Annotated in this window: 17 protein-coding genes and 1 pseudogene; 13 read left to right on the top strand and 5 right to left on the bottom strand. The window is 62.4% G+C overall.

What is annotated here, in order from left to right:
* Positions 1–141: 141 nt before the first annotated feature.
* Positions 142–8,745, bottom strand: a complete 8,604-nt coding sequence (locus HV675_RS09970; RefSeq protein ID WP_175110729.1) for a glycoside hydrolase family 94 protein — start codon at positions 8,743–8,745, stop codon at positions 142–144.
* An 851-nt stretch (positions 8,746–9,596) separates the two neighbouring features.
* On the opposite strand from HV675_RS09970, the gene HV675_RS09965 reads away from it, so the two are divergent.
* From HV675_RS09965 to HV675_RS09955, 3 genes are all read left to right on the top strand, one after another.
* Positions 9,597–9,914, top strand: a complete 318-nt coding sequence (locus HV675_RS09965) for a hypothetical protein (RefSeq protein WP_175110728.1) — start codon at positions 9,597–9,599, stop codon at positions 9,912–9,914.
* A 141-nt stretch (positions 9,915–10,055) separates the two neighbouring features.
* Positions 10,056–10,241 carry a hypothetical protein gene (locus HV675_RS09960; RefSeq protein WP_175110727.1) on the top strand — a complete coding sequence of 62 codons (186 nt, stop codon included), beginning with the start codon at positions 10,056–10,058 and terminating at the stop codon, positions 10,239–10,241.
* The gene (locus HV675_RS09955; protein WP_175110726.1) at positions 10,242–10,505 is read left to right on the top strand and encodes a DUF1488 family protein; all 264 of its coding nucleotides are present in this window, start codon (positions 10,242–10,244) and stop codon (positions 10,503–10,505) included.
* Positions 10,506–10,556: 51 nt separating this feature from the next.
* Here HV675_RS09955 and HV675_RS09950 read toward each other — a convergent pair whose 3' ends face one another.
* Positions 10,557–11,468, bottom strand: a complete 912-nt coding sequence (locus tag HV675_RS09950; RefSeq protein WP_175110795.1) for an AraC family transcriptional regulator — start codon at positions 11,466–11,468, stop codon at positions 10,557–10,559.
* Positions 11,469–11,630: 162 nt separating this feature from the next.
* Here HV675_RS09950 and HV675_RS09945 point away from each other — a divergent pair, with 162 nt between their 5' ends.
* Complete coding sequence (locus tag HV675_RS09945; RefSeq protein WP_175110725.1) at positions 11,631–12,464, top strand: oxidoreductase; 834 nt, start codon at positions 11,631–11,633, stop codon at positions 12,462–12,464.
* A 141-nt stretch (positions 12,465–12,605) separates the two neighbouring features.
* Here the strand turns inward: HV675_RS09945 and HV675_RS09940 are convergent, their stop codons facing one another.
* Positions 12,606–13,058 (bottom strand): Lrp/AsnC family transcriptional regulator, encoded by a 453-nt coding sequence (locus HV675_RS09940; protein WP_175110724.1) that lies wholly within the window; start codon positions 13,056–13,058, stop codon positions 12,606–12,608.
* A gap of 109 nt (positions 13,059–13,167) precedes the next feature.
* On the opposite strand from HV675_RS09940, the gene HV675_RS09935 reads away from it, so the two are divergent.
* Together HV675_RS09935 and HV675_RS09930 are read left to right on the top strand one after the other, a co-directional pair.
* Entirely contained in the window at positions 13,168–13,803 is a 636-nt protein-coding gene (locus HV675_RS09935; RefSeq protein ID WP_175110723.1) for a LysE family translocator, read from the top strand.
* A gap of 205 nt (positions 13,804–14,008) precedes the next feature.
* Positions 14,009–14,632, top strand: coding sequence for a VIT1/CCC1 transporter family protein (locus tag HV675_RS09930; protein ID WP_246270168.1), 624 nt, complete (start codon positions 14,009–14,011; stop codon positions 14,630–14,632).
* A gap of 88 nt (positions 14,633–14,720) precedes the next feature.
* Here the strand turns inward: HV675_RS09930 and HV675_RS09925 are convergent, their stop codons facing one another.
* Positions 14,721–15,116, bottom strand: a complete 396-nt coding sequence (locus HV675_RS09925) for a hypothetical protein (protein WP_175110721.1) — start codon at positions 15,114–15,116, stop codon at positions 14,721–14,723.
* A gap of 195 nt (positions 15,117–15,311) precedes the next feature.
* On the opposite strand from HV675_RS09925, the gene HV675_RS09920 reads away from it, so the two are divergent.
* The 7 genes from HV675_RS09920 (at position 15,312) to HV675_RS09890 (ending at position 22,739) form a co-directional block, all read left to right on the top strand.
* Positions 15,312–15,899: a BPSL1445 family SYLF domain-containing lipoprotein gene (locus HV675_RS09920; protein ID WP_175110720.1), complete on the top strand. Its 588-nt coding sequence runs from the start codon at positions 15,312–15,314 to the stop codon at positions 15,897–15,899.
* A 274-nt stretch (positions 15,900–16,173) separates the two neighbouring features.
* On the top strand, positions 16,174–17,277 hold the full coding sequence (locus HV675_RS09915) for an AI-2E family transporter (protein ID WP_175110719.1): 1,104 nt from the start codon (positions 16,174–16,176) through the stop codon (positions 17,275–17,277).
* A 78-nt stretch (positions 17,278–17,355) separates the two neighbouring features.
* Positions 17,356–18,867 (top strand): efflux transporter outer membrane subunit, encoded by a 1,512-nt coding sequence (locus HV675_RS09910; protein WP_281364013.1) that lies wholly within the window; start codon positions 17,356–17,358, stop codon positions 18,865–18,867.
* Positions 18,864–19,991, top strand: a complete 1,128-nt coding sequence (locus HV675_RS09905) for an HlyD family secretion protein (protein ID WP_175110718.1) — start codon at positions 18,864–18,866, stop codon at positions 19,989–19,991. The genes HV675_RS09910 and HV675_RS09905 overlap by 4 nt, the downstream gene beginning before the upstream one ends.
* 18 nt (positions 19,992–20,009) lie before the next feature.
* Positions 20,010–21,029, top strand: coding sequence for a DUF2955 domain-containing protein (locus HV675_RS09900; RefSeq protein ID WP_175110793.1), 1,020 nt, complete (start codon positions 20,010–20,012; stop codon positions 21,027–21,029).
* A 142-nt stretch (positions 21,030–21,171) separates the two neighbouring features.
* Positions 21,172–22,098, top strand: coding sequence for a hypothetical protein (locus HV675_RS09895; RefSeq protein ID WP_175110717.1), 927 nt, complete (start codon positions 21,172–21,174; stop codon positions 22,096–22,098).
* Positions 22,099–22,247: 149 nt separating this feature from the next.
* Complete coding sequence (locus tag HV675_RS09890) at positions 22,248–22,739, top strand: NUDIX domain-containing protein (RefSeq protein ID WP_175110716.1); 492 nt, start codon at positions 22,248–22,250, stop codon at positions 22,737–22,739.
* Positions 22,740–22,847: 108 nt separating this feature from the next.
* On the opposite strand, the pseudogene HV675_RS32935 reads toward HV675_RS09890, so the two are convergent.
* Positions 22,848–23,779: pseudogene (locus HV675_RS32935) on the bottom strand (LysR family transcriptional regulator).
* Positions 23,780–23,787: the final 8 nt, after the last annotated feature.

Raw genomic sequence — 23,787 nt, 5'->3', positions numbered from 1 at the left:
ACAGAATGGATTGTTACTGGCAGACCAATCGGCGCGCGATAGTGGTTTACCAGTGCGCGCGGCACCCGGTTCGATCGGGCTGAAAGCCGCGCCGTTTCTGTACCTTGATCGAGGAAACCGGACCTGCGGCGGAGGACGGCGTTACACGGCCGACTCGCGCGAGTCGATTTCCTCAGCGACACCCGAGCACATCGAAATCGACAGCGTATGCGAGCCGGCATCGAGTGGTACGCGCGCGCCCTCGCCGCCGCAATCGACAGCTTTGCTGTCGAGCACAATACGCATCGCGCGAGCGTCCGGGGTCGATTCCACACGGATTTCGTAGCGCGTCGACTGCACGTAGACCGTCGCTTCGAAGCCCGGCCACAAGTCTGGAATACAGGGATTCACCAGCAGAAAATCGCCTTCCCGGCGAATCCCCAGAATGCCCTCGACCCCCGCCCGGTACATCCATCCCGCCGACCCCGTGTACCACGTCCAGCCGCCGCGCCCGACATGCGGCGCGACCGAATAGACATCCGCCGCGACCACGTAGGGCTCGACCTTGTAGCGATCGATTTCCGTCGGCGTACGTGCGTGATTGACCGGGTTGATCAGCGAAAACAGACCGGCAGCCCGGTTGCCGTCGCGAAGTTTCGCGAACGCGAAGATCGCCCACATCGCCGCATGGCTATACTGGCCGCCGTTCTCGCGCAGCCCCGGCGGGTATCCCTTGATATAGCCCGGGTCGTGCGACGACCGATCGAATGGCGGCGTAAACAGCAGCGCCATACCGTCATCCTGACGGATCAGGTGTTGGTCCAGCGCAGCCATCGCGCGCTGCGCGCGCTGCGGATCGGCCGCGCCCGACAGGACCGCCCATGACTGGGCAATCGAATCGATCCGGCATTCGTCGTTGCTGTTCGAACCGAGCCAACTGCCGTCGTCGAAAGTTGCGCGGCGATACCATTCGCCATCCCATGCGTGACGCTCCAGCGCCTCGCGCACCGACACCGCATGCGCGCGCCAGCGCGCGCACCGCGCCGGATCGTGCGATTGGGCGAGCGGCGCGAACAGGTCGATGGTCCGCAACAGCAGCCAGCCGAGCCACACACTTTCCCCCTTGCCGTTTGCGCCGACGCGGTTCATCCCGTCATTCCAGTCACCCGTGCCCATCAGCGGCAAACCGTGCGCGCCGGTCAATTCGATACATTGATCGAGACCCCGCGCGCAATGTTCGAACAGCGAAGCGGCGTCCTCCGAGAGCATCGGCTGGAAGAACGTGTCGTGCTCATCGGGTTGCAGCAGCGGACCGTCGAGGAAAGGCACGACCTCGTCCAGCACCGCGCGATCGCCCGTGCAACCGATGTACGTCGCCGCCGCGAAGGCGAGCCACACGCGGTCGTCGGAGATCCGCGTGCGCACGCCTTGTCCCGAATGCGGCAGCCACCAATGCTGAAAGTCGCCTTCGACGAATTGCCGCGATGCGGCACGCAGCAGATGCCGTCGCGTTTCGTCGGGCCGCACATGTGTCAGCGCCATCATGTCCTGCAACTGGTCGCGGAACCCGTACGCGCCGCTTGCCTGATAGAACGCCGAGCGCGCTTCGACCCGGCACGCGAGCGTTTGATACAGCAGCCAGCCGTTGAGCATCAGATCCATCGCCCGATCCGGCGTCTTCACCTGGACGGCGCCCAGCACGTTCTGCCAATGCCGTGTCACGTCGGCAAGCACAACGTCGAGGTCCGCTGCACGATAGCGTTCGATCAGTGCGCGTGCGTCGTCGACGGATGCGCATTGACCCACGAATGCGACCACTTCGACCGTCTCGTGCGCGCCCAGCTCGACGAATGTCTGCAGCGCCGCGCATGGATCGAGTCCCGCGCCGGTCGCGCCGGACAGCGGCGCGTTGCCGGTCAATGCCGCGGGCGCGGCTGCGTCGCCGTGGCGGCCGAGGAACTCGGTGCGATCGGCCGTCCACGCCGTTTGCTGGCCGCGCAGGTCAGCGAATGCGACGCGCGAACCGAAGGCGGTATTCCACGGGTTGCGCGCCAGCATCGCCCCTGTGAGCGCGTCGATTTCCGTCACGATGAACGGTCCCGATGCGCCTCGCGACGTACCGAGCACCCATTCGAGCCACGCGGTGACGGATAGCCGCCGTCTGCGGCCGGACAGATTGCGCAATGTCAGCCGGGTAATCTTTAACGGATCGGCCAGCGGCACGTATTGCAGCAAGCCGAGTGCGATGCCGTTCGCTTCGTGTTCGAAGCGGCTGTAGCCGTACCCGTGACGCGCAACGTATACGCCGCCGTCGCGGATCGGCTGCGCAGTAGGCGTCCACACGTCGCCGGTCGTTTCATCGCGCACGTAAATGGCTTCGCCTGCGGGGTCTTCAACGGGATCGTTCGACCATGGCGTGAGCTGATTTTCCCGGCTGCTTCCGGCCCACGTATAACCACTGCCTTCCGCTGCGACCTGGAAGCCGAACCCGGGGTTGGCAATCACATTGATCCAGGGCGCAGGTGTGCTGGCGCCCTCGGTGAGCACGGTCACATATTCGCTGCCGTTGCTGTCAAAGCCGCCGAGGCCGTTGAAAAATTCGAGACCTGCAGTCAGCGTCGGCAGCGCGGACGTATCAGGAAGCGCCGGCCACGACGATAACCACGGCGTTTTTTGCCGGCGAGGCGCGGATGCCGATACCGGCATGTGCGACAGGTAACCAAGCTGGGTAGCGATGGAGCCGCGGCGCGCGATCAGCGCGATGCGCGCCGACGATAACAGCAGCGCCCGTGTCTCGACGCTCATCAGGTCGGCACGCAGCACGTAGGTCGCGCCCTGCGCGAGTTCGCCGTCGACGCGCGGCCGCGACTGGCTGCTGCGCACCGCCGTTTCGATCGCCCCCTGCAACTCCTGGATATACGACGAAGCGCGTTCATTGATGATCACCAGATCGACCGCCAGCCGCTTCATGCGCCAGTATTCGTGCGCCTTCAGTAGCTGCCGCACCTGCGCGATATCTTCGACATCGCCGATGCGCAGCAGCACGATCGGCAGATCGCCCGAGATTGCATGCGGCCACAAGCCCGACTGCGCACCCGCGCCGCGCACCATGGCGTCGGGCGTCGCCCTGAAGCGCGAGTCGGCATACAGGATCGGCGCCGCGAGCCGCTGAAAGTCCGCCGCCTCTTCGGCCTCGACGTCGAGGTAACGCAATTGCACCTGCGCTTGCGTCCACGCGAGTGTTTTGGCGCGATCGAATGCGTTGCGGTCGTGATGCTGGTCGATGAGATCGAGCAACTGCGCGCGCGATTCGGCCACCACCGTCCAGAATGTGACGCGCACAACCTTGCCCGGCGGGACTCGCACGCGGTAGCGCAGCGAGAAGACCGGGTCGAGCACCGTACCCGTGGTATTGGAGAGCGGGTGGCCATCGACGATCGACGCCGCCGTGCGCGCATTTCCGCCGCGGCCCAGAAAGCGCAGCCGATCCGTCTCGTACTGCGGCTCGGCGACGATCTCGCCCTCGACCACCGCGAAATGCGCAGCCCAGACCTGGACCTCGTCGTGCGAGCGCGGACGCCGCGTCGCCACCAGCGCTTCGAATTCGGCGAGTTGCTCGGTCTGCACGAACATCCGCGAAAAAGCGGGATGCGCGTTGTCGGCAGCCGGCGTGGCCAGCGCGAGTTCCGCGTATGAGGTCAATTCGATTTCGCGCGCGCTGCGCCCGCTATTGGCCAGCGAGACACGACGCACTTCGCCGTCCGCTTCGCCGGAAACCAGCACGTCCATGGTCGTGGTGAGCGATCCGTCGCGACGCGTAAATTCCGCATGATCTTCGCCGAATACGACGTCGCCGTATTCGGGTTCGGAAACGACCGGTTGCGCGCTTGCGGACCATACCTGGCTGCCCAGCGTATCGCGCAGGAAGATAAACGAGCCCCAGTGGTCGCGGGTCGCGTCCTCGCGCCAGCGCGTGATAGCCAGCTCACGCCAGCGGCTGTAACCGGCGCCGGTTGCGGTGAGCATCACCACATACCGTCCGTTAGACAGCAGATGGGTAATCGGCGGACCATTAGCCGCCGTCGTTTCGACGACGCGGCGTATGGTCGGCGGCATCGTGCAGGCGTCCGCTGCGGACGTGTTCACTTCCTCGGCACGCGGATGCGCCACGGCGACGTCGCGCGGCATGCGTTCCTGCAGCAGCAGTTCGCTGGCCTGGATCATCGGCTCGCGGTGAAAGCGCGCTCGCATCACCGCATCGAGCAAGGTGTTTGCAATCGCAACGATCGTCATGCCCTGATGGTGCGCCATAAAACTGCGGACGATCGCAAAGCGCTCTGCATCGGGCAGGCGGGCGCGAGTGAAATCGAGCGCTTCGTAAAAGCCGTAGCGGCCCAATGCGCCCAGTCTCGCGAGTTGCGCGTAGTTCTCGAGCGCGGCCTGCGGGGCGACCATGGTCGCCAGGCCCGTCGCATAAGGTGCGATGACCCGGTTTTCGGAGAGCCCGCGTTTCAGGCCGAGGCCAGGTACGCCGAAATTCGAATACTGATAGTTGAACTCGATATCGCGAGCCTGATACGCGGATTCCGAAATGCCCCATGGCATACCGAGCGACCGTGCGTAGGACATCTGCCGTTCCACGACCAGCCGGCTGGTCTGTTCGAGCAGACTGCCGACCGGCGCGCGCATCACCAGCGACGGCATCAGATACTCGAACATCGACCCGGACCACGAAATCAGTGCGGAACCCTTGCCGACCGGCGTCGCGGCGCGGCCGAGGCGAAACCAGTGACGCGTCGTCACGTCTGCCTTGGCGATCGCGAACAGGCTCGCCAGCCGCGCTTCGGACGCAAGCAGGTCGTAGCAGTTCGCGTCGAGGCTGTTATCCGCCTGCGAGTAGCCGATCGACAGCAGTTTGCGGTCCGCATCGAGCAGAAACGCGAAGTCCATACCGAGCGCCATCTCGCGCGACGTGTCGGCAAGCGAACGCAGACGTGTTTGCAAAAGTTGCGGCACGGCGCCTAGTTGCTGCCGGTCGCGACTGTGCTCGCTCACGCTGCGATGCAAGGCTTCGATCCAGAACATCAGGTCGGCATAACTGCCATCGCCGCCGGCCGGCATGATCGCGCGCGTCGTCTGCGCGGCTTTCTTCGTGAGCCGGATCAGCAACGGCGACAACGCGTCGAGCATCTGCGGGCCGCGCAGGTGCGCATCGATTTCTTCGAAGATCTCGACGAGCTGTTTGCCATGCTCCGCGTTTGCCGCCGGCAGCGCGTCGACCGCCTCGCGCGCGAGTTGCAGGTTATCGCGTATTCCGGACCTCGCAGCCGGCGCAAGCGTCGCTTGCAGCCATTCTTCGCACGCGTTGGCGAGCGCGATCAGATGGCCGGCAAGATTGCCGCTGTCGACCGACGAAACATACGCGGGCGCCAATGCCCGCAGGTCTCGCGTGTCGTACCAGTTATAGAAATGGCCCTTGAAACGCGGAAGTTTCTGCATCGAGGCAAAGGCGGCTTCGATGCGGTCGACGGTTTCCGCCGTCCCGGCCCAGCCGAAATCGCGCGCGACGACGGCCGACAGCAGATACAACCCGAGGTTGGTCGGCGAGGTGCGCTGCGCGATGACCGGCTTCGGGTCCTCCTGGAAATTGTCGGGCGGCAGCATGTTTTCTAGCGGCGTAACGAAGGTCTCGAAGAAACGCCATGTGCGCCGCGCGATCAGGCGCAGTTCCCGGGCATCACCGCTGGATATTGCAAATCGCCCTGCAACCGCCGGCGATCGGCTCGACCACAACGCAAGCGCCGGTGCGGCCAGCCACAGCAACGCAAACAGCAGCACGAGCGGCCAATGCGCCGGCTCAATGGCGAGCGCGCCGGCGCACAACGCGAGTGCGAGCACGATGCCGCCGGTCATCTGTCGATAAAAGCCGAGCCAATCGAGGCGCGGGCTGGCCTTCGATTGAGCTGCCGTCGTCCATTCGAGCAGGCGACGACGCGTGATGACGAGGCGCACCAGCGTCCGCACGATCGCATCGCCCATGCGCCAGGCGTGATCCGCGACGAACGCGGCCGATAGAACGACTTGCAATGCCGCAAGCCGCACGTCGGCAGCGAGGACGCGAAAGTGATTGCGCAGCCGAATCCCGGCACGCCGCGGCAGGATTGCGAATAGCGTCGGCAGAAACGCGGGAACGGCGAGCACGCCCAACAGCGCCAGGATGCCCGCGAGACCGGCGCGTACCGGCATCAACCAGCACAGCGCGAATGCGGCGACCATTGTGGGGGCGAGCAGCGAGCGGCGCAGATTGTCGAGCATCTTGAAGCGGCCGATGGACGGCATCGCCGGCCGCGCACGGCCTCGACGCCCGACGATCCACGGCAGCAACTGCCAGTCGCCGCGCGTCCAGCGATGCTGGCGCTTGGCGGTGACGTCGTAACGCGACGGCACTTCCTCGACTACCTCGACATCGGATGCGAGGCCCGCGCGCGCAAAAATGCCCTCGAACAGATCGTGGCTGAGCAGCGCGTTTTCCGGCACGCGGCCCTGCAATGCCGCTTCGAATGCATCGACGTCGTAGATGCCTTTACCGGTAAACGAGCCCTCGCCGAAGAGGTCCTGATAGACGTCGGATACGGCCGCCGCATACGGGTCCATTCCGCCCGGACCGGAGAACACACGCTGATAAAGCGAGCCTTCCTGGCCAACGGGCAGCGACGGCGTCACACGCGGCTGCAGGATCGCGTAGCCGTTCACCACGCGCTGCTCGATGTCGCTGAATTGCGGCCGGTTCAACGGATGCGCCATCTTGCCGATCAGGCGCAGCGCGGCGTCGCGCGGCAGACGCGTATCGGCATCGAGTGTGATGACGTAGCGCACACCTGACGGCACCTGCGGTGCGCGTCCGGCGATCGGCACAAAGTTCGTATCGGTCGCGCCACGCAGCAGCCGGTTGAGTTCGTGCAGCTTGCCGCGTTTGCGTTCCCAGCCCATCCATTTGTTCTCGCTCGCGTTGAACACGCGGCGGCGGTGCAGCAACAGGAAACGGCTGCCGCCCGGCCCTTGCTCGTGTCGGCGGTTCAGTGCGTCGATCGCTTCGGCGGCGACGGCGAGCAGCGGCGCGTCGCCGGGCAGCACTTCCTGATCGGCATCGAGCCCGTCGGCCAGCAACGCGAACGACAGGTCGCCGCCCGCGCCCGCCAGATGATGCACCTCGAGACGTTCGATCTGCTCGCGCAACTCGGCCTCGCTGGTCAGAAGCGTCGGCACGGCGACCAGCGTGCGCAGCGACGACGGCACGCCCGCCGTCAGTTCGAGCCCGGGTAACATGACTGCGCCGAAACCCCGCGTCACCGCGCGATTGACGAGCGCGGTCGCGACCTCCGTGGCAGGCAGGAACCCGCATAGGGCAAACAACGCGAGTAACCACGCATCGGCCTCTCGCGGCGGCGCGGTCCACAGCGCCCACACCGCCCACAAAGTCAGCGCCACCAGTATCGCGGCGAGCGTCAGGATCGTGCCGACGTAGCCGCCGATGCCGAGACGGACACTGAATCGCGCGATCCGCAGACGCGGCGGCGGCCGAAATGCCAATGCCTGCTCGAGCGCGCGCCGGCCTTCGGCGATCAGGTGATAACCGGGCTCCCCAGCACGACCCGCATGCGCCGTATCGCCCGCCGCTGCAATGGCCGCTTGCGCCGACTGCAGCGCGAGATCGGCCACCTCGAGTTCATTCGCGGACGAACCGCGCGCCAGTTGCTCGATCGCGCTGCGGTACAGATTGCGCGTCGGAAAATCCATCGTGCCGAACGCGCTGCCCGCGCGCAGCCGCGCATCGACAAGGCTCATGCTCTCGAACAGTTCCGTCCAGTCGATGTCGGAAATCAGGCGAATGCTGGTTATGACATTGCGCACCGTGACGTTCGACGCGCCCTGGTGTTGCTGTGCATGCTGCACGACTTCATCGACGGAAAGGCCCTGGCATTTCAGCCGCTCTTCCAGCCAGCCGAGCGCCGGCGTGGTACGCGGATCCTGATCACGCAGCCGTTTGGCGAGTTGTGCGGCAAACGGCTCCGACAACGCACCCGATGAACGTGTAGCGATATCCGCTTCCAGCGCGGAACGCGCGCTGCCCGATTCGAGCAGACGCTCGGTGAGCGCGTCGGCGTCCGCGTGCGCGATGCGGCCTGCGGTCATCTGGTCGGCGAGACGTCGCAGGTTTTCGATCAGCACGATGCGCAGTGTGATTGCCACTGCCCACAATTCGCCGATCGTCAGCGGCTGAATCCGTTGATAGGCGTCGATGAAACGGCGCAGCACCTGTGGGTCGAAGTGACTGTCGGTATGGGCGACGAACGCCCACGCGAGGCCGAATACGCGCGGATAGCCGGCGAATGGACCCGCCGCGAGCTTTGGCAACTGACGGTAGTAGCCTGGCGGAAGGTCGTCGCGAATCTCGCGGATCTGTTCTTCGACGAGGTGATAGTTGTCGAGCAGCCATTCAGCTGCGGGCTCGACGCCCCGGCCGCTCTCCAGTTCCGCGGCACTCGCGCGGTAAGCGGCCAGCAGCACGGCAGCGTTGTCGTTGAGGCGCGTGTGCAGCGCCAGCACGATGGGCGGGTTCTGCGTAACCGGCTGCGCGGCAGCGAGGCTCTGCGCGTGCTGCTCGAGCCGTTCGACACCGAATAGTTCGTCGCGCACCGGCGCAGTGTCGGTCCACGGCGGCGAGCGCGGGCGGAATCGCGCGGCAATTTGAAGCAATGTATTCACAGACGCCCTTCCTGCGGTTAGGTGACTTCAGCGGACGAGGCAAAACGCCCGCGCACGACGCTGTTGAAAGGCGTGCCGGACATCATCGCTACGATGTTCCGTGGTCGTGAGCACGGATTGCCAGCATGACGAACGCCGGGAGAATCGCGCGCGTGACGGCACGCGAGCAGCCTCGCCACTGGCGAAGAGACGGCGCATGCCCGGCCATTGCTTTTCGCGTGCGGTACGTCGCGCGTGCTTGCGCAACACATGCACTAGCAAAGAGAAAATGGGCGGGCCGCTGGTAGACCGTGCCGGTCAACCCCGCTGCTCAACCCGTTTAGCACCGGACAGGCGGTGCGCGTGGAAGTGGGAGATCAGAAGACGCAGACCTCGCTCTGCGTCTTCAGGTGCTGGTTACTTCTTTTTCGCTGGTGAATTGGCGGCGGACGTCTTCGGGGCTGTTGCCCAGGATAGATCTGCTGCAGGAGACGGTACTTTTTTCGGCTGTTTAGGCTTTTTTGCCTCGCGATTACCGCGTAGCTGACCCTTTGCCATGGTGTTTCTCCCATTACTTCGACCGCGAAAGCGGACGACTCGTCTCCATTCTGGGCGCATTTGCCCGTTCCGTCGCGATCTATTTTCAATGGGGCTATACCGAAGCAGGCAGACCGTTGCGGGCCGGGCCAAAGCAGGCATTAACCGGCGATGTGAAATGGCATGTGGATTTAGTTATGGGTGGCTAAATGGACACGCCCACTCGCCGGATAGTCGGTGGGAATCGACTGGATTGGTCAACGCACTGACCGATAGTCGCGCTTTTCAGCACAATGAGACTACACTGGGAGCATCGCACCTGCAGGAGCAGCATCATGGTCGAAGCCACCCCTCAAAGCACTTTTCGCGGCCTTCCGCTGACTCAGGAGCATGATGCGGAAGTGAGGCACTACATCAAGCGAAGAAAGCAGCTCGGCGCACCGTGGGACACGCCGGAGCTGGAGGCCATGCTAGACGATATGCTGCGTCCTCCGCACGAGGAAGACGGAGAATGCGGTGCAATTGTCGACGCGGCCAGATCGGCAACGGAACGAGCGACAGCCACGGTCGACGAGGCAATGGACCCCATTGAAGCCAGCGAGGAGCGTCATGCTTCTATGGAAGCCGAAGGAATGAAGGCGCCAGGACACTAGGTCTTGAGTGGCGCGCGGGCGCATGTAGGTTCATCGCATCACAGCCGGTACTTTAATAGCACTTCTCATCAACCAGGCGATATTCCGTGATCTGCGTGAGCGGCGCGACCCTGGTATTCACAATGCGTTAACGGAGCCAGCATGCCGACGAAGATCAAAACGTATTCAACTTCGCTTGACGGACAAAACGCCTACGTCAACGAGCAGAAGGCACGCGTCTCTGCACGGGAGCAGGCGGAAAACGAGCGTGCCCAGAAGCGGCGTGAGATGGACGCCCGCATCGACGTCAATGCGAGCAAGTGGCGATATATTTCTCTTGGTGAATAGATGAAAAACGCAGCGACGCTTCACTTTCCTAATCCCAGTCGCATGTACGACGCGTCCAGGCACTGCGTGTGTTTTTGGGGCTACGACAACGCGCGCGAGATAGCCTTTCTGGTTGACGACTCGATGCTGACGAAGCTCAACCCAGGCGCGGATTCCGGCGAGTCCTCGTTGCTTGCAACCTTCGACCGCAACCGCGACCGGATTCTGGGACTGGCCCGAACGCTTTATAACGGCGGTCCGCAGAACAGGTACACCATCTCTTGAGTGTGCGACGCCGCCCCGGCCATGCTACGGTCGAAATGGAACGCACCCGGCTCAGTGTGACGAGACATACGCTGCGTCAGCGAATGCTGCCGGAATGGCGAAACTCGCGCGCATGCGCTTCGTCTCCGCGGCCGGCGTCAAGCCAAACAGACGCTTGAATTCCCTGCTGAACTGCGACGGGCTCGTGTACCCCACAGCGTGCGCCGCGGCCTCCGCGGTGAGGTTCTCGCGCACCATCAACAGCCGCGCCTGATGCAGACGCGTTGACTTCACATACTGCATTGGCGACACCTGCGTGATGGCCTTGAAGTGGCTGTGGAAACTCGGAATGCTCATCCCCGCCTGTTCGGCCAGTTGCGTGACGTCGAGAGGCTTTGCGTAGCCGGCATGGATCAGGCGCAGTGATCTGCCTATCCGGCCGAACTGTCCTCGCATGGCCAACGCTTCGCGCATCGAGCTCCCCTGCGCTCCGGTGAGCACACGAAAATACAGTTCACGCAGCAGGCCGGCGCCCAAAACCGCGGCTTCGAGCGGCTGATGCATCGCCTCGAGGAAGCGCAACACGGACGCTTGCATCGCGTCATCCATCGGCGTCGACATCATGCTCTGAGGCGCCTGCACACGCTCGGTTGCGCCTTCACGGTCGATTTGCGCCGCCAGTTCGGCGGCCATTGTGAAATCGAGGTGCAGATACAGCGCGAGCAACGGGCGCTCCGGTGTCGCATCGGTTTCCATGCTGAACGGTACGGGCACAGATACGGCCAGGTAGTGACGCTCGTCGTACAGATAGAGCTGGCCGCCAAAATAACCTCGCTTGCGGCCCTGGCAAACAATCACGATGCCGGGATCGTATAGCACCGGCGTGCGCGACAGCACGCGGTTCGAACGCAGGATGCGCACACCCGGCAGCGCCGTCAGGTTGTAGCCCTCCTCAGGCGCCAACGCGCGCAGCAGCGTGACCATACGCTTCTGGTTGCGCGAGGGTGCGGATGGATCCTCAAGCTGCTGCTTGGCGAGACGCTTCGTGCTCATAGTTTTATGCAAGAAAATCAGCGAAATGTGGCTTATTCGATCAAACCCGCCAGACTAGTATGCACTCTCCAATCAACATCCGGGAGAACTGCAGTGGCATCCAGCAAAATTCTGCTCATTACGGGCGTCAGCAGCGGCTTTGGCCGCGCGCTCGCACAAGAAGCACTAGCCGCGGGGCACACCGTCGTAGGGACGGTGCGAAGTGCCCAGGCAAAGCATGATTTCGACGCGTTGTCAGCGACGGCTGCTTTTGGACGCGTGCTTGACGTGACCGACTTCGACGCCATCGACGGCGTCGTGGCGGAAATCGAAGCGAACGTGGGACCCGTCGATGTCCTCGTCAACAATGCCGGCTACGGTCACGAAGGCATCGTGGAAGAATCGCCGCTGTCGGAAATGCGCCAGCAGTTCGATGTGAATGTCGTGGGCGCGGTGGCCATGATGAAGGCCGTTCTGCCCTACATGCGTGAGCGGCGCCGCGGTCACATTCTGAATATCACGTCGATGGGCGGCTACATCACGATGCCGGGAATCGCGTATTACTGCGGAAGCAAATTCGCGCTGGAGGGCATTTCAGAAGCACTGGGCCAGGAGGTCAAGCCCTTCGGTATTGCAGTGACGGCGGTGGCGCCCGGTTCGTTCCGCACCGATTGGGCAGGCCGCTCGATGACGCGCACGCCCCGCTCTATTCCAGACTATGACGTTATCTTCAATCCGATCCGCAAAGCCCGCGAGGAAAAAAGCGGTAGGCAATTGGGAGACCCCAGGAAAGCGGCACGCGCGATGCTCGCCGCTATTGCCGCGGATTGGCCGCCAACACATCTCCTGCTCGGCAGCGACGCACTCGGGCTCGTGCGAGACAAATTGTCGGCCTTGAAAGATGAAATCGGTGCGTGGGAGGACGTTACGGTTTCGACGGATGGTTGAAGACGCGGCTTTCGCGTGACATCAGGTTCGCAGGAATGTGGTTTTGCGGAATCCGTTCAATGTGTCAACCGATCCGCAGGTTCAACGCCGCGCCGGTCGCTTCCAGCAACATGACAATGCCATTGAGCGTGGCATAACCATTCACAGCGGGAGTGGCCGATTCTGAAAGATGCTTTTCATCACGAGCGTTGAAGTCAACCTGAGTACGCCAGGCAAAGCCGACAGGCTGCGGTCATAAAGTGTCTGGAACGCCCGCAGATCATGCGTAACAACGTGCAGCATGTAGTCCGGATCGCCAAACAGGCGCTCGGCGCTAATGATCTCCGGGATGTCCAGCAAGTCGGACTCGAAGGCCTGCACGCTCTTGCTGCTACCTTCGCGCAGCGTCACAAAAACAATGGCTGAAAAGTTCAGGCCGACCGTTACCGGGTCGATGTCGGCGCGGTAGCCGCTGATCACGCCCGCCTGCTCCAATGCCCGGACGCGCCGATGGCACGGAGAAAGGCTGAGCCCGATGCGCTCCCCCAGTTCCGTGACGGATAATCGTCCGTCCTGCTGCAACTCAGCAAGAATCTTTCTGTCGGTTTGGTCCATATGGAAGATACTAGCTTATATGCTTACCTGGCAGCAAGAAATAGCGAGCACCTTGCGCGAGCGACGCCCTATTATTCCCTCATCGAGTCAACATGCTCACTCATGGGGAATGACCGCTGTGGCGTTCAATGTATTGCTGACTTTCTGGGTCGTTTCGCTGTCGTTGGTGATCATTCCGGGTCCGGACTGGGCCTATGCCATCTCGGCCGGGATGCACGGCCGGGCCATCGCGCCCGCGATAGCGGGGATGCTGTCCGGTTACCTGACAATAACGCTGGCAGTCGCCGTGGGCATCGGCACGCTCGTCTCACGTCTTCCAGCATTCCTCACCATCTTGACCTTCGTTGGTGCGGGATACCTGCTATGGCTTGGCGGCACTATCGTTGCACGTCCTTCGCTTCCGACTGTCAGAGAGGGTCGCGCGTCGAGCACCTCATTGGGGTGGGCCATCCGGGGGTTTGCCATTAGCGGCGCAAACCCAAAGGCGCTGCTGCTGTTTTTGGCGCTGCTGCCGCAGTTCACCAGCCGCGACGGCGCATGGCCGGTCTCTGCGCAAATCGGCGCAATGGGCCTCGTGCAGATTCTCAACTGTGCCGTGATCTATTCGCTTGTCAGCGTGAGTTCGAAAGCCATCTTGCGCGCCCGCCCGACGGTCGCTTATAAGGTAAGCCAGTTTTCCGGCGCGGCCATGATCGTGATCGCCTTGCTGCTATTGGCCGAGCAGCTTGTGGCATTCATCCGGTGACCGGTGCTGAATGATCGAAGCCGCACTCACGCGGCAAGGGTCCAAAGATCGGACACCAGCCAGTGTTGGTCTACGTGATGTATATACTCAGCTTGAGTGGCATATTCAGGGGTTTATCCGATTGTGACGAATCTGCAAGCCGACGGCTTGACGTAATCAGGCAGGACCACACGGAGCGCCTATTGTGTCAAACGAACGCGAGCCCTTGCTTGACCCGATCGACCGAGTCTGCGAGATCGTCTTTGGTGTGCTGATGGCACTCTCATTCACGGGCGCCCTTAGCGTTGCAACCGCCGGCCGTCAGGAAGTCCGCACGATGATGTTCACCGCGCTCGGCTGCAACCTCGCCTGGGGACTCGTGGATGCCGTTATGTACCTCATACGCATAGCAACCGAGCGACGCAGAAAGCACACATTGCTCGCACAGCTTCGGACAGCACACGATAAGCCTGAGACGCACCGCCTGATTTCAAATGCGCTCCCGCAACTTTTCGCAGCCGTCGCCCAACCGGCCGCGCTTGACGCACTGCATCAGGGGTTGCTCAGTGTGCACGCGCCGACGATCCGGCTTGTCGGGAGAGACTATGCCGCCGCATTCGGCATATTCGCCCTCGTCGTGCTGGCGACTTTTCCGATCGTGGTTCCGTTCATCTTCATTTCGCAGATCGTACTGGCGCTGCGCGTCTCGAACATGCTGGCCATCGTCACGCTGTTCATCGGCGGCTATGCGCTCGGTCGTTATGCCGGTGGAAGGCCATGGCTGACCGGTCTCGCACTGTCTGGAATTGGGGTTGCGCTGCTTGCGATCATCATCGCGCTAGGCGGCTGATACAGTTGGGCGAAGCCGGCGAGTCACGCGATGTCGACGGCATATCACGTGAGGTATGCGAACCATTGACGTGAATCGCTTTGGCCATTCAATTCGCTGGCCTCGAGCCATGGCACTCGACACCACCGGATGCGCCATGGGTGCCCGTATTCCTGAACGAAAGCGTCAGTCTGCTTCCCTTGGTCGCCGTGATGATCTGTCCGTAGCTGACTGTCGGGATGAACTGGATATCCGGAGCAACAGCCACGGGAGGATTCTTTGTTCCATCCACGGTCAGATCAAGCTCCACGGTAATCGAATCAAGCGCGACACCGGCGTCCTGTTGCCGCGCCACCAGATCCTTCTTTGCATCGCACAAGCCGTCCATCACCTGCTTCAGCGCCGTGGGAATATCGACCGGCTTACCCGGCGGAATCGGCGGCGTGTTGCAACCGGCAATCAGAAACGACGCGACGAACAGGAGAACACAGAGGTAGGCGCGCATCAGGATTCTCTGTTGAGCCTGGTGGGACTGCCACTATTCGCCTGTCTTGCGCCTCGTTCCGTGCGCTGGCGAACAGACGCCGCGGGTGGCGGCACAAATTTATCTATGCTCTCGCGAAGGCCTCAGGACTAACATGTCGAAGCAACGTTGAATCAAGTTCGTACACGAAGCCGTTCAACGACGAGGAGAGTCATCATGGAAAGGAGAGATTTTCTGCAGACGGGCATCGCGGGGTTCGCTGTCGCCGGCTTTATGCTCATCGTTTCGCCGGGCGTGATAAGCGATGCCGCCGCCAACGAGTCCAACTCATCAAAGCGCAGGGAGATCGATGCCAAGGTGCAAGGAACCTTGTCGAAGCTCTATGCAAGCGTCAAGGGTTCCAGGGAACTGGTCGCCAAGGCGAACGGTGTGCTCGTTTTCCCATCGGTGATCAAAGTCGGCTTCATCGCCGGTGGCGAGTATGGCGAAGGCGCATTGCATGTCGGCGGGAAGTCTGTAGGCTATTACAGCACGGTATCGGGATCATTCGGCTTGCAGGCAGGTGCTCAATCAAAAGCGATCATCTTCCTGTTCATGACCGAAGACGCGCTCGACAGCTTTCGCCATTCCAAGGGCTGGTCGGCCGGTGGAGAAGGGTCGGTCGCGCTATTGAAGGTCGGCGCCAACGGCGTACTCGACACGTCGACCGCAACCGCGCCGGTCAATGCGATTGTGCTGACCAATGCCGGCCTGATGGGAGACGTCTCGCTGTCAGGAACCAAAGTTTCGCGGCTGAAAATCTGAGCACCGCGACGCTCTCGCGGGTGTGGTCAGGCCGCGCCAACATGCGACATGAATCTTGTCGCGACGCCGACTCCTGTCGGCCCGCCGGGGCGGCATAGGACCTTGGTCCAATTGCGTGTGCCTGACGAAGCCCCCTACCATGTCTAGTAGCGGCGCCAGTTCTTGCCGGAATCGAGCTGGATAAGTCACGGCGCGGCCTGCCTCTGAGCGGGCGCGTCGGCAGACGTGGTCAGCCGTCGGAATGTCCTTGCGGCGACCTGCGAGGAGACAATCGATGCTGCCCACGCCGACTACCCGAAGGGCGTTGTCCAGAGAGTTGCTCGATGTACTGATCCGTGCCGGGCTCGTCGCCGTTCTGGCCGTCTTCTGTTTTCGAGTCTTCGTCCCCTTTCTCAATCTGATGGTCTGGGCGCTGATCCTCGCGATCACGCTCTATCCGCTTCAGGTCAGATTGCGGCGCCCGCTTGCCGGAAAAGACGGCCTGATCGCCACGCTGATCATCCTCGTCGCGTTTGCCGTCATTCTCGTGCCGACCTATCTGCTGGGCGTCGCGGTGGGAAATTCGATCGAGCGCGCGATGGCCGTTTTCAGGAGCGGGAGCTTCCAGATTCCCCCGCCAGCCGAATCCGTCGCCACCTGGCCAATAATCGGCCAGCGGCTGTTCGACTTCTGGACTCAGGCCTCGACCGACCTCACCGGTCTTGCGCAGAAGTTCGCGCCTCAGTTGAAGGAAGCGGGTCTCGTGCTGCTCGGTACGGTCACCGGCCTGGGCGCCGGCCTGCTCGTATTCTTCCTGGCTCTCGTCGTCGCGGGCATTCTCATGGCCTACGGCGAGAAGGGCTATCACAGTGCGATACAGATCGCTTCGCGCATCTCCGGACCCGAGAATGGCCCGCAGATCGCCGACCTGTGCACGTCCACCATTCGCGCGGTCGCGCAGGGTGTAGTCGGGATCGCGTTCATCCAGATGTTGCTGATCGGCATCGCGTTTATCGTCATGGGTATTCCCGGCGCCGGCCTGCTCGCACTCGCCGTACTGCTGATCGGCATCATGCAGTTACCCGCGACGTTGATCACAGTCCCCGTGATCATCTTCGTGATAGTGACGGAGGGCGCCAACATGGCGACCATCATCTTCTCGATCTATGTTTTCGTCGCGGGTCTGGCCGACAATGTGCTCAAGCCGCTGCTACTGGGGCGTGGCGTCGCCGTACCGATGCCCGTGGTGCTGATTGGTGCGCTCGGCGGCATGGTGACGGGCGGCGTCATTGGCCTGTTCATCGGTCCTGTGATGCTCGCGGTAGGTTACAAGTTGTTCTGGCGCTGGGTGAACGACCAGCCGCAACCCGAGCAGTACCTGAAACAGAACCAGCCTTGAGACCGCGGGGACGGCGTCGTGTCGCCTTCAATGCGCTCATATGGGATGGGAGTGCCGCTTGGGGCAGCGTCCCTCGTCATGGGTCTGCTGACGTCTCTGAGCGGCTGCATGCGAGTGGGACCGGATTTTCATCCGCAGCATGAAGCCTGGAGCGAGCACTGGAGCAGCGCATCGATCGGGCAGGTCACGCAGCAAGCCGCGCAGCCCGATGTGCGGCAGTGGTGGCAAATATTCGGCGACCAGAACCTCGAGCATCTGATCGCGCAAGCCGATGCCGGTAACGGCGACCTGAAGATCGCAGGCCTGCGCGTTCTCGAGGCGCGCGCGCAACTCGGCATCGCGCTTGCGGGACGCTACCCCCAGTTTCAACAGGTCAACGCCGACGCGCTTTATTCGGCGCGCAAGCGCTCCGATGGATTCAATTCGCGCTCGGGTGCTTACTGGCAATACGGTGCAGGTTTCAGCCTCGGATGGGAGCTCGATTTCTGGGGGCGCTTCAGCCGCGCAATCGAATCGGCCGACGCCGCGTTCTTCGCCGCGCAAGCCAACCGCGATGCCGCGCTGGTCCTGTTGCACGCACAGGTGGCGGATACGTATTTCACGTTGCGCACGGCCGAGGCGCGGCTGCGCATTGCGCACGAGAACGCGCGGCTGCAGAAGCGCAGCTATGACATTGCGCAAAAGCTCTTCAAGAGCGGCGAGACCGACGAGCTGGACCTCCAGCAGGCCAAAACGCAGTATCTGGGCACGCTCAGCAGCATTCCCGATCTCGACAGCCAGATCGTGCTCGCGCATCACGCGCTATCCGTACTGATGGGCCGGCCACCGGGTCCGCTGCCGGAACTCGAGGTTCAGTCCGGCAAGGAAGGCGTGGTCCCGCTCGTGGATCGCGCGGTGCTGCAGGACGTGCCCGCCGATCTGCTTTTGCGTCGCCCCGACGTTCGGGCTGCCGAGTATCAGATGGCCGCACAGTCAGCACAGATCGGCGTGGCGAAAGCCGACCTCTATCCGTCCGTATCGCTGCTGGGCTCGCTTGTGTGGACGGCGAGTTCCCTCACCGGATCGCCGAACACGCTGGCGATGGCAGCCGGACCGAGCGTCACGTGGAACGTGTTCGATCACGGCAGGATCACCAACAACGTGCGCGTGCAGGACGCCCGCTTGCAACAGTTGACCGTCGCCTACCAGAACACCGTGCGCGAAGCGGCGCGCGAGGCCGATGATGCCGCGACGGCACTGATCGCCGCATTGCAGCGCGACATCATCCTGAATGATGCGCAGGGAGCCGCGCGGCGCTCTCTCACACTCGCCAGTACGATCTACCGGGAAGGATATTCAGATTTTCAGCGCGTGCTCGATGCGCAGCGCGCGCTATTCGCGCAACAGGACGCCTACATCGTCAATCGCGGCAATGCGGCAGGCAGCCTCGTCGCGCTTTACAAGGCCCTCGGTGGCGGGTGGTATTCGGAGCAACCGCTTATCGATCCGGCGACGCGCCAGCAGATGCAGCAACGCACGAACTGGGGCGATCTGCTTGACGAGGCGAGCGCGCCGCCCGCCGCAGCCGGCGCCGAAGGGCGGTCCCAATGAGCGGCAAGCCCGACCCCTCCGCGTCCGCACCGGCGCAGGCGCCAGCGCTTGCGGCGGATCCGTCGGGCAAAGCGGTGAAGTGGATCGTCGTACTGATCGTCGTTAGCCTGATCTGGTATCTGCTTGCCGACCGCTTTACGCCCTACACCCAACAGGCGCGCGTGCAGGCCTACGTCGTCCCCGTCGCGGCGGAAGTGTCGGGCCGGGTGACGCGCGTTTTCGTGCACAACAACCAGGAAGTCGACGCAGGCGAGGTGCTGTTCGAAATCGATAACGAGCAATACCGCCTCGCGGCCGAGCGCGCGCGGGCCGACCTCGAATCGACGCGCCGTCAGGTCGGCGCCAGCACCGCCGGTATCGATTCGGCGCTCGCATCGCTGCGGGCCGCGATCGCAAACGAGACCAAGGCGCGGCAGGACAGCGAGCGCCTCGAACGGCTATACCGCGAAGACGAGGGCACGGTCTCGCTGCGACGCCTCGAGGTGGCGCGCGCGACGCATGAACAGGCCCAAAGCCAGGTTGCCGCAGCACGTGCGGAAGTGGAGCGCGCCCGCGAGCAGCAGGGCGGCAACGAGCAGGAGAACGCGCAGTTGCGCAGCGCGGCCGCGGCCGTGGCGAAAGCCGAACTCGACCTGGCCAACACGCGGATAAAGGCTCGCACAGGCGGTGTCGTCACCGATCTGCGGACCGAAGTCGGCCAGTTCGCGGCCATCGGCAGTCCGGTGATGACGCTGATCGCCATCCGTGACGTGTGGGTCAGCGCCGACATGACTGAGAACAATCTCGGGCACCTCCAGCCGGGAACGCCCGTGGCCATTGCGCTGGACGCGCTGCCTGGCGAAGTCTTCGAGGGGCGGATTCGCAGCATCGGCTATGGCGTGAGCGTGGGGCAGAGCGCGCCGCCAGGCGGTCTTCCGACTGTGCAGAACAGCCGCGACTGGTTGCGTCCCGCTCAACGCTTTCCTGTGATCGTCGAGTTCGGCAAGGACGAGCACGCGCGTTTGCACAACCTTCGTGCGGGCGGGCAGGCTGAGGTGATGGCGTTTCCGAGTCCGGGCAACCCGCTGAATCTGCCCGGTCGCGTGTTTTTACACGTGATGAGTTGGGTTTCCTACCTTTACTGAACGACACCTATGTCAACGATGGAAAGCAGGCTCGCGCTTCCCGGTCGACGAACGCTGCGCGTTGCCGTAGGGACGGCGCTTTGCCTCGCGATCAGTTTTGCACTCGACCTGTCGATTCCCGTCATCGCGCCGGTGTTTGCCGTCTTTCTTCTCGCGACGCAGAATCGGCCACTATCGTTCAAGGCTGGTGCAGCTTTCGCGCTAGTCGTCGCGTTGACCACCGGCAGCGGCCTGCTGCTCGTTCCGCTACTTCGCCATTACGCATTCGCGGGCGTGATGATCGTCGGTCTCCTGCTCTTCCTCGCTTTTCGCTACGGCCTGCGCGGCGGGAACAATCTCGTGGCGACCTTCCTGGTGGCTGGACTGACGATGATCTCCGCAGCCGGAACGGCGGACTTCCAGTTTGGCGTGACGGTGGTCGGCGCGCTGGTGAAGGGACTTCTGCTAGCCATACTGATCATCGTGCTGACTCACCAGATGTTTCCTGAACCCGCAAGCGCACGACCGCAGCCTGCCGCGCGAATCATGCCGGACAAAGAAGCCACGTACATCGCGCTTCGCGCCGCACTCGTGGTCATGCCGGCCTATCTGCTCGCCATGACCGATCCGGCGACCTATATGCCGATCATCATGAAGTCCGTGAGCCTCGGCAGGCAAAGCTGCACCACCACGGCCCGCGGCGCGGCACGCGAACTCATCGGCTCCACGCTGCTCGGCGGCGTGCTCGCCATTGCGTTCTGGTTTGCGCTCAGGCTTTTTGTGCACCTGGGGATGTTCTTTCTGTGGATGCTGTTGTTCGGTCTGCTCGTGGGACGCAAGCTGTACGGGATCAGCCCGACACGGTACCCGCCTGGCTTCTGGCTGAACAGCCTCGTCACGATGATCATTCTGCTCGGCCAGTCGGTGCAAGACAGCGTGGCGGGAAAGGACGTCTACAGTGCATTCGCGGTGCGCATGGGGCTGTTTCTGGCTGTGACGCTCTACGCGTGCTTCACGTTGATACTTTTCGACCGGCGTCGCACAGCTCGAGACATCTGAAAGGTACCTTGTCATGCGCGTGCATTCGATATTCCGTGTGTCCGCCTGCAATCACACCGGCAGATGGCAGGGTCATTCGACGACGCCTTTGATCCGGCCAGGTGGGTCATATCGCGGCTCAGTAGCGTGCGTCGCGCTGGCTTTGGCCCTGCTGCCGTGCACATCCGATGCACAGAGCGCTCCGGGCCAGTTGTCGAACAATACAGTCATTGGCGGCAATGTGAAACAGCACGCCGACGCCGTGCTTGCGATCATGACCTACACCACGGTCCCCGATGTGACCACCAGCAACCTGTCCGTGAATAACGGCACTACCGGTAATCCCGGTTTCGGCCAGACCCAGTTTGGCGGGGGTTTTACGCTCAGCAAGTCATTTCCGTTGTATCTGGAGGGTACACTCGCCTACAGCCGTTACGATCCGATTTTTATCGCATCGGACGGCACCGAGCAGCGTACGGTACCGACGAAATGGAACACCTTCAGCGGCACCGCAGGTATCGGCTGGGACTTCCGGATTACTAATGAACTGGTGTTCCGTCCGATTCTGAACGGTACGATCGGGCGTGTATCAAGCGACCTGAAGGTGGGCCAATCGATCTTCAATCACGTGACCGACAGCAACCTCGAGTTTCTCGAGAATGGTTCGCTGAACGCCTACGGCTACGGCGGCTCGTTGATGCTCGACTACGAGCACTACCGCGAAAATTACGAAATCGATGCCGAGTTGCGTGCGACGGATATTTACCTGCGCAGCTTCGGCAGCACGTCCGAGGCCGCACAGGGCTCGGCGACGGCGCAGCAAGTGAGCCTCTGGACCCGTTGGCGTGCGCCTACCGGCTGGCACGCACTGGACCGGCCGATCCGCTACGTGCTCGAAGCCGCTTACTCTCACTACTTCGGCGACAGCGCCGGCGTGCTGGGTTTCAACGATCTCACGTCGTTGGGAGTGGGCCTCGAACTCGATAGCAGCCAATATCCGGTCATCATCACGCGCACACGCGCGATGGTGCGCTATGTGTTCGGGCACAATGTGCACGGCGTGTCATTCGGATTCGCAATGAGCTTCTAGCGCGTCGAGTCGCCGCTATTGAATTTTCGGCCACCTGCTCCCTGCTGGCTATGCGCGGAGATCGGGTAACAGGCGCTGAATGATCGAAACCGCACCAGCTTGGCGACCCGAAAAATCCCCTGCCCATGAAAAGAAAGGAGAGAAACTTGATGTCGAGCCCCAAGCGGATGCGGCCAGCCATGCTTATCGACACTGTGTGGCGCATGGCGCTTTGGCTCGGCTTCCGGCTCGCTCGCGCCTGGTGGCGCCTTCGACGCCCTAACCATGAGGGCGCGCTGGTGGCGATTTACGTCGGGCAGGCACTGCTGCTTTTGAAGTCATCGTACCGGACCGAGTGGAACTTTCCCGGAGGGAGCCTCCAGCCCGGTGAGGCGCCTGCCGCAGCGGCGCGCCGCGAAATGGAGGAGGAGATCGGTCTGTCGTCGGACACATTACTCGTCCCCGCCGGCAGTGCCTGCGGCATCTGGGACGGGCGGAAAGACCGCGTGCATTTCTTTGAACTGCACCTTGATTGCATGCCGGAGCTGCGGCTTGATAATCGGGAGATTGTCGCGGCGCGGCTGGCATCGCCTGAGGAATTGCAAGGCATCGCGCTGACAGAGGCAGTCGCTGCATATCTGCGCGGAGATGTCCGCGGTTAGTTGGCACATTGCATCTCACGTCATGCATGCAAGGAGCCTTCACCACATGGCCTGTCCGGCGGATTGAATCCGCCGGATGCGGTCCGTGGTGAGCAGTGCACGTACACATTAAAGCCGTGGCTCGACGCCCGTCCACGAAACGAACGAGTCAGAAATCTGAAATCCGAGGGCACCTGCCGCGAGCTCTAGCCAGGCCCTGCATCCATGGCTGACATAGCTCTCCCGCGGCCGCACAAGTGCGAGCTCGAAGTGTATTGCAGGTTTCACAATGGGCACCGAGACAAAGTGCCTCACATTGGTCCTTTCGATGACCGACCTGGGCAAAACCGTTATGCCCATTCCAGATGCCACCATCGCAAGTACGAGGTCAAGGTGACTGCTGCGGCCAACGATCGACGGGACGAATCCTTGCGCGCGGCACGCGTCTTCGATCAATCGGCACAGTTTGAAGTCTTTGGTGAAGGTCACTAACGGCTGGTTCTTCAGCGCAAGAATTCTCGTCGCTGAATGAGCGCTTATTTCGTGCCCTGGATTGACGACGAACATCAATCGATCCGCCGCAAACTGCTGTGTGACGAAGCGCTCCGTGTCGACTGGCAGCATCGCCGCGGCGATGTCATCTCTCCGTCGTCGAGTGCCTGTTCAAGGCGGCTTGAAAAAAACTCGGCAATTTGAAGTTCAATGCCGGGATATTTTCTCCGGAACTGCGCTATCACGTCGGAAAAAAATGTCGATCCGACTAGAGGGGGCAACCCGACGCGGAACACACCTTTCAGCTCCGACTTCATGTCAGTCAATTCTGCCGTGAGTTGGCGAGCCTGACGCAGCATCTGGGTAGCGTGCCGATAGACTACCTCGCCTTCGCGGGTGAGTTTCACCGCCTTCGGTTCACGGGTCAGCAATCGAACCCCACACTCCTCCTCTAGCAGGCGCACCGCGCGGCTGATTGCAGGTTGAGTGACGTGCAGGATTTCAGAAGCCCGACTAAAGCCTCCGCAATTGACTACCTCTGCGAAATAGCGCAGCGCACGAATGTCCAAGAGCCGTC

It is taken from the genome of Paraburkholderia solisilvae, from assembly GCF_902859875.1.
In the GTDB taxonomy this organism is placed as follows: Bacteria; Pseudomonadota; Gammaproteobacteria; order Burkholderiales; family Burkholderiaceae; genus Paraburkholderia; species Paraburkholderia solisilvae.
Note: the sequence above shows the minus strand (reverse complement) of the source record. Positions and strands in the feature narration are given on the sequence as shown.

What these genes read in the sequence shown, in the direction of transcription:
- HV675_RS09965 (WP_175110728.1), top strand. Translation starts at nt 9,597, where the DNA reads ATGGTCGAAGCCACCCCTCAAAGCACTTTTCGCGGCCTTCCGCTGACT.
- HV675_RS09960 (WP_175110727.1), top strand. Translation starts at nt 10,056, where the DNA reads ATGCCGACGAAGATCAAAACGTATTCAACTTCGCTTGACGGACAAAAC.
- HV675_RS09955 (WP_175110726.1), top strand. Translation starts at nt 10,242, where the DNA reads ATGAAAAACGCAGCGACGCTTCACTTTCCTAATCCCAGTCGCATGTAC.
- HV675_RS09950 (WP_175110795.1), bottom strand. Translation starts at nt 11,468, where the DNA reads ATGGTCACGCTGCTGCGCGCGTTGGCGCCTGAGGAGGGCTACAACCTG.
- HV675_RS09940 (WP_175110724.1), bottom strand. Translation starts at nt 13,058, where the DNA reads ATGGACCAAACCGACAGAAAGATTCTTGCTGAGTTGCAGCAGGACGGA.
- HV675_RS09935 (WP_175110723.1), top strand. Translation starts at nt 13,168, where the DNA reads ATGACCGCTGTGGCGTTCAATGTATTGCTGACTTTCTGGGTCGTTTCG.
- HV675_RS09925 (WP_175110721.1), bottom strand. Translation starts at nt 15,116, where the DNA reads ATGCGCGCCTACCTCTGTGTTCTCCTGTTCGTCGCGTCGTTTCTGATT.
- HV675_RS09920 (WP_175110720.1), top strand. Translation starts at nt 15,312, where the DNA reads ATGGAAAGGAGAGATTTTCTGCAGACGGGCATCGCGGGGTTCGCTGTC.
- HV675_RS09915 (WP_175110719.1), top strand. Translation starts at nt 16,174, where the DNA reads ATGCTGCCCACGCCGACTACCCGAAGGGCGTTGTCCAGAGAGTTGCTC.
- HV675_RS09910 (WP_281364013.1), top strand. Translation starts at nt 17,356, where the DNA reads ATGGGTCTGCTGACGTCTCTGAGCGGCTGCATGCGAGTGGGACCGGAT.
- HV675_RS09905 (WP_175110718.1), top strand. Translation starts at nt 18,864, where the DNA reads ATGAGCGGCAAGCCCGACCCCTCCGCGTCCGCACCGGCGCAGGCGCCA.
- HV675_RS09900 (WP_175110793.1), top strand. Translation starts at nt 20,010, where the DNA reads ATGGAAAGCAGGCTCGCGCTTCCCGGTCGACGAACGCTGCGCGTTGCC.
- HV675_RS09890 (WP_175110716.1), top strand. Translation starts at nt 22,248, where the DNA reads ATGTCGAGCCCCAAGCGGATGCGGCCAGCCATGCTTATCGACACTGTG.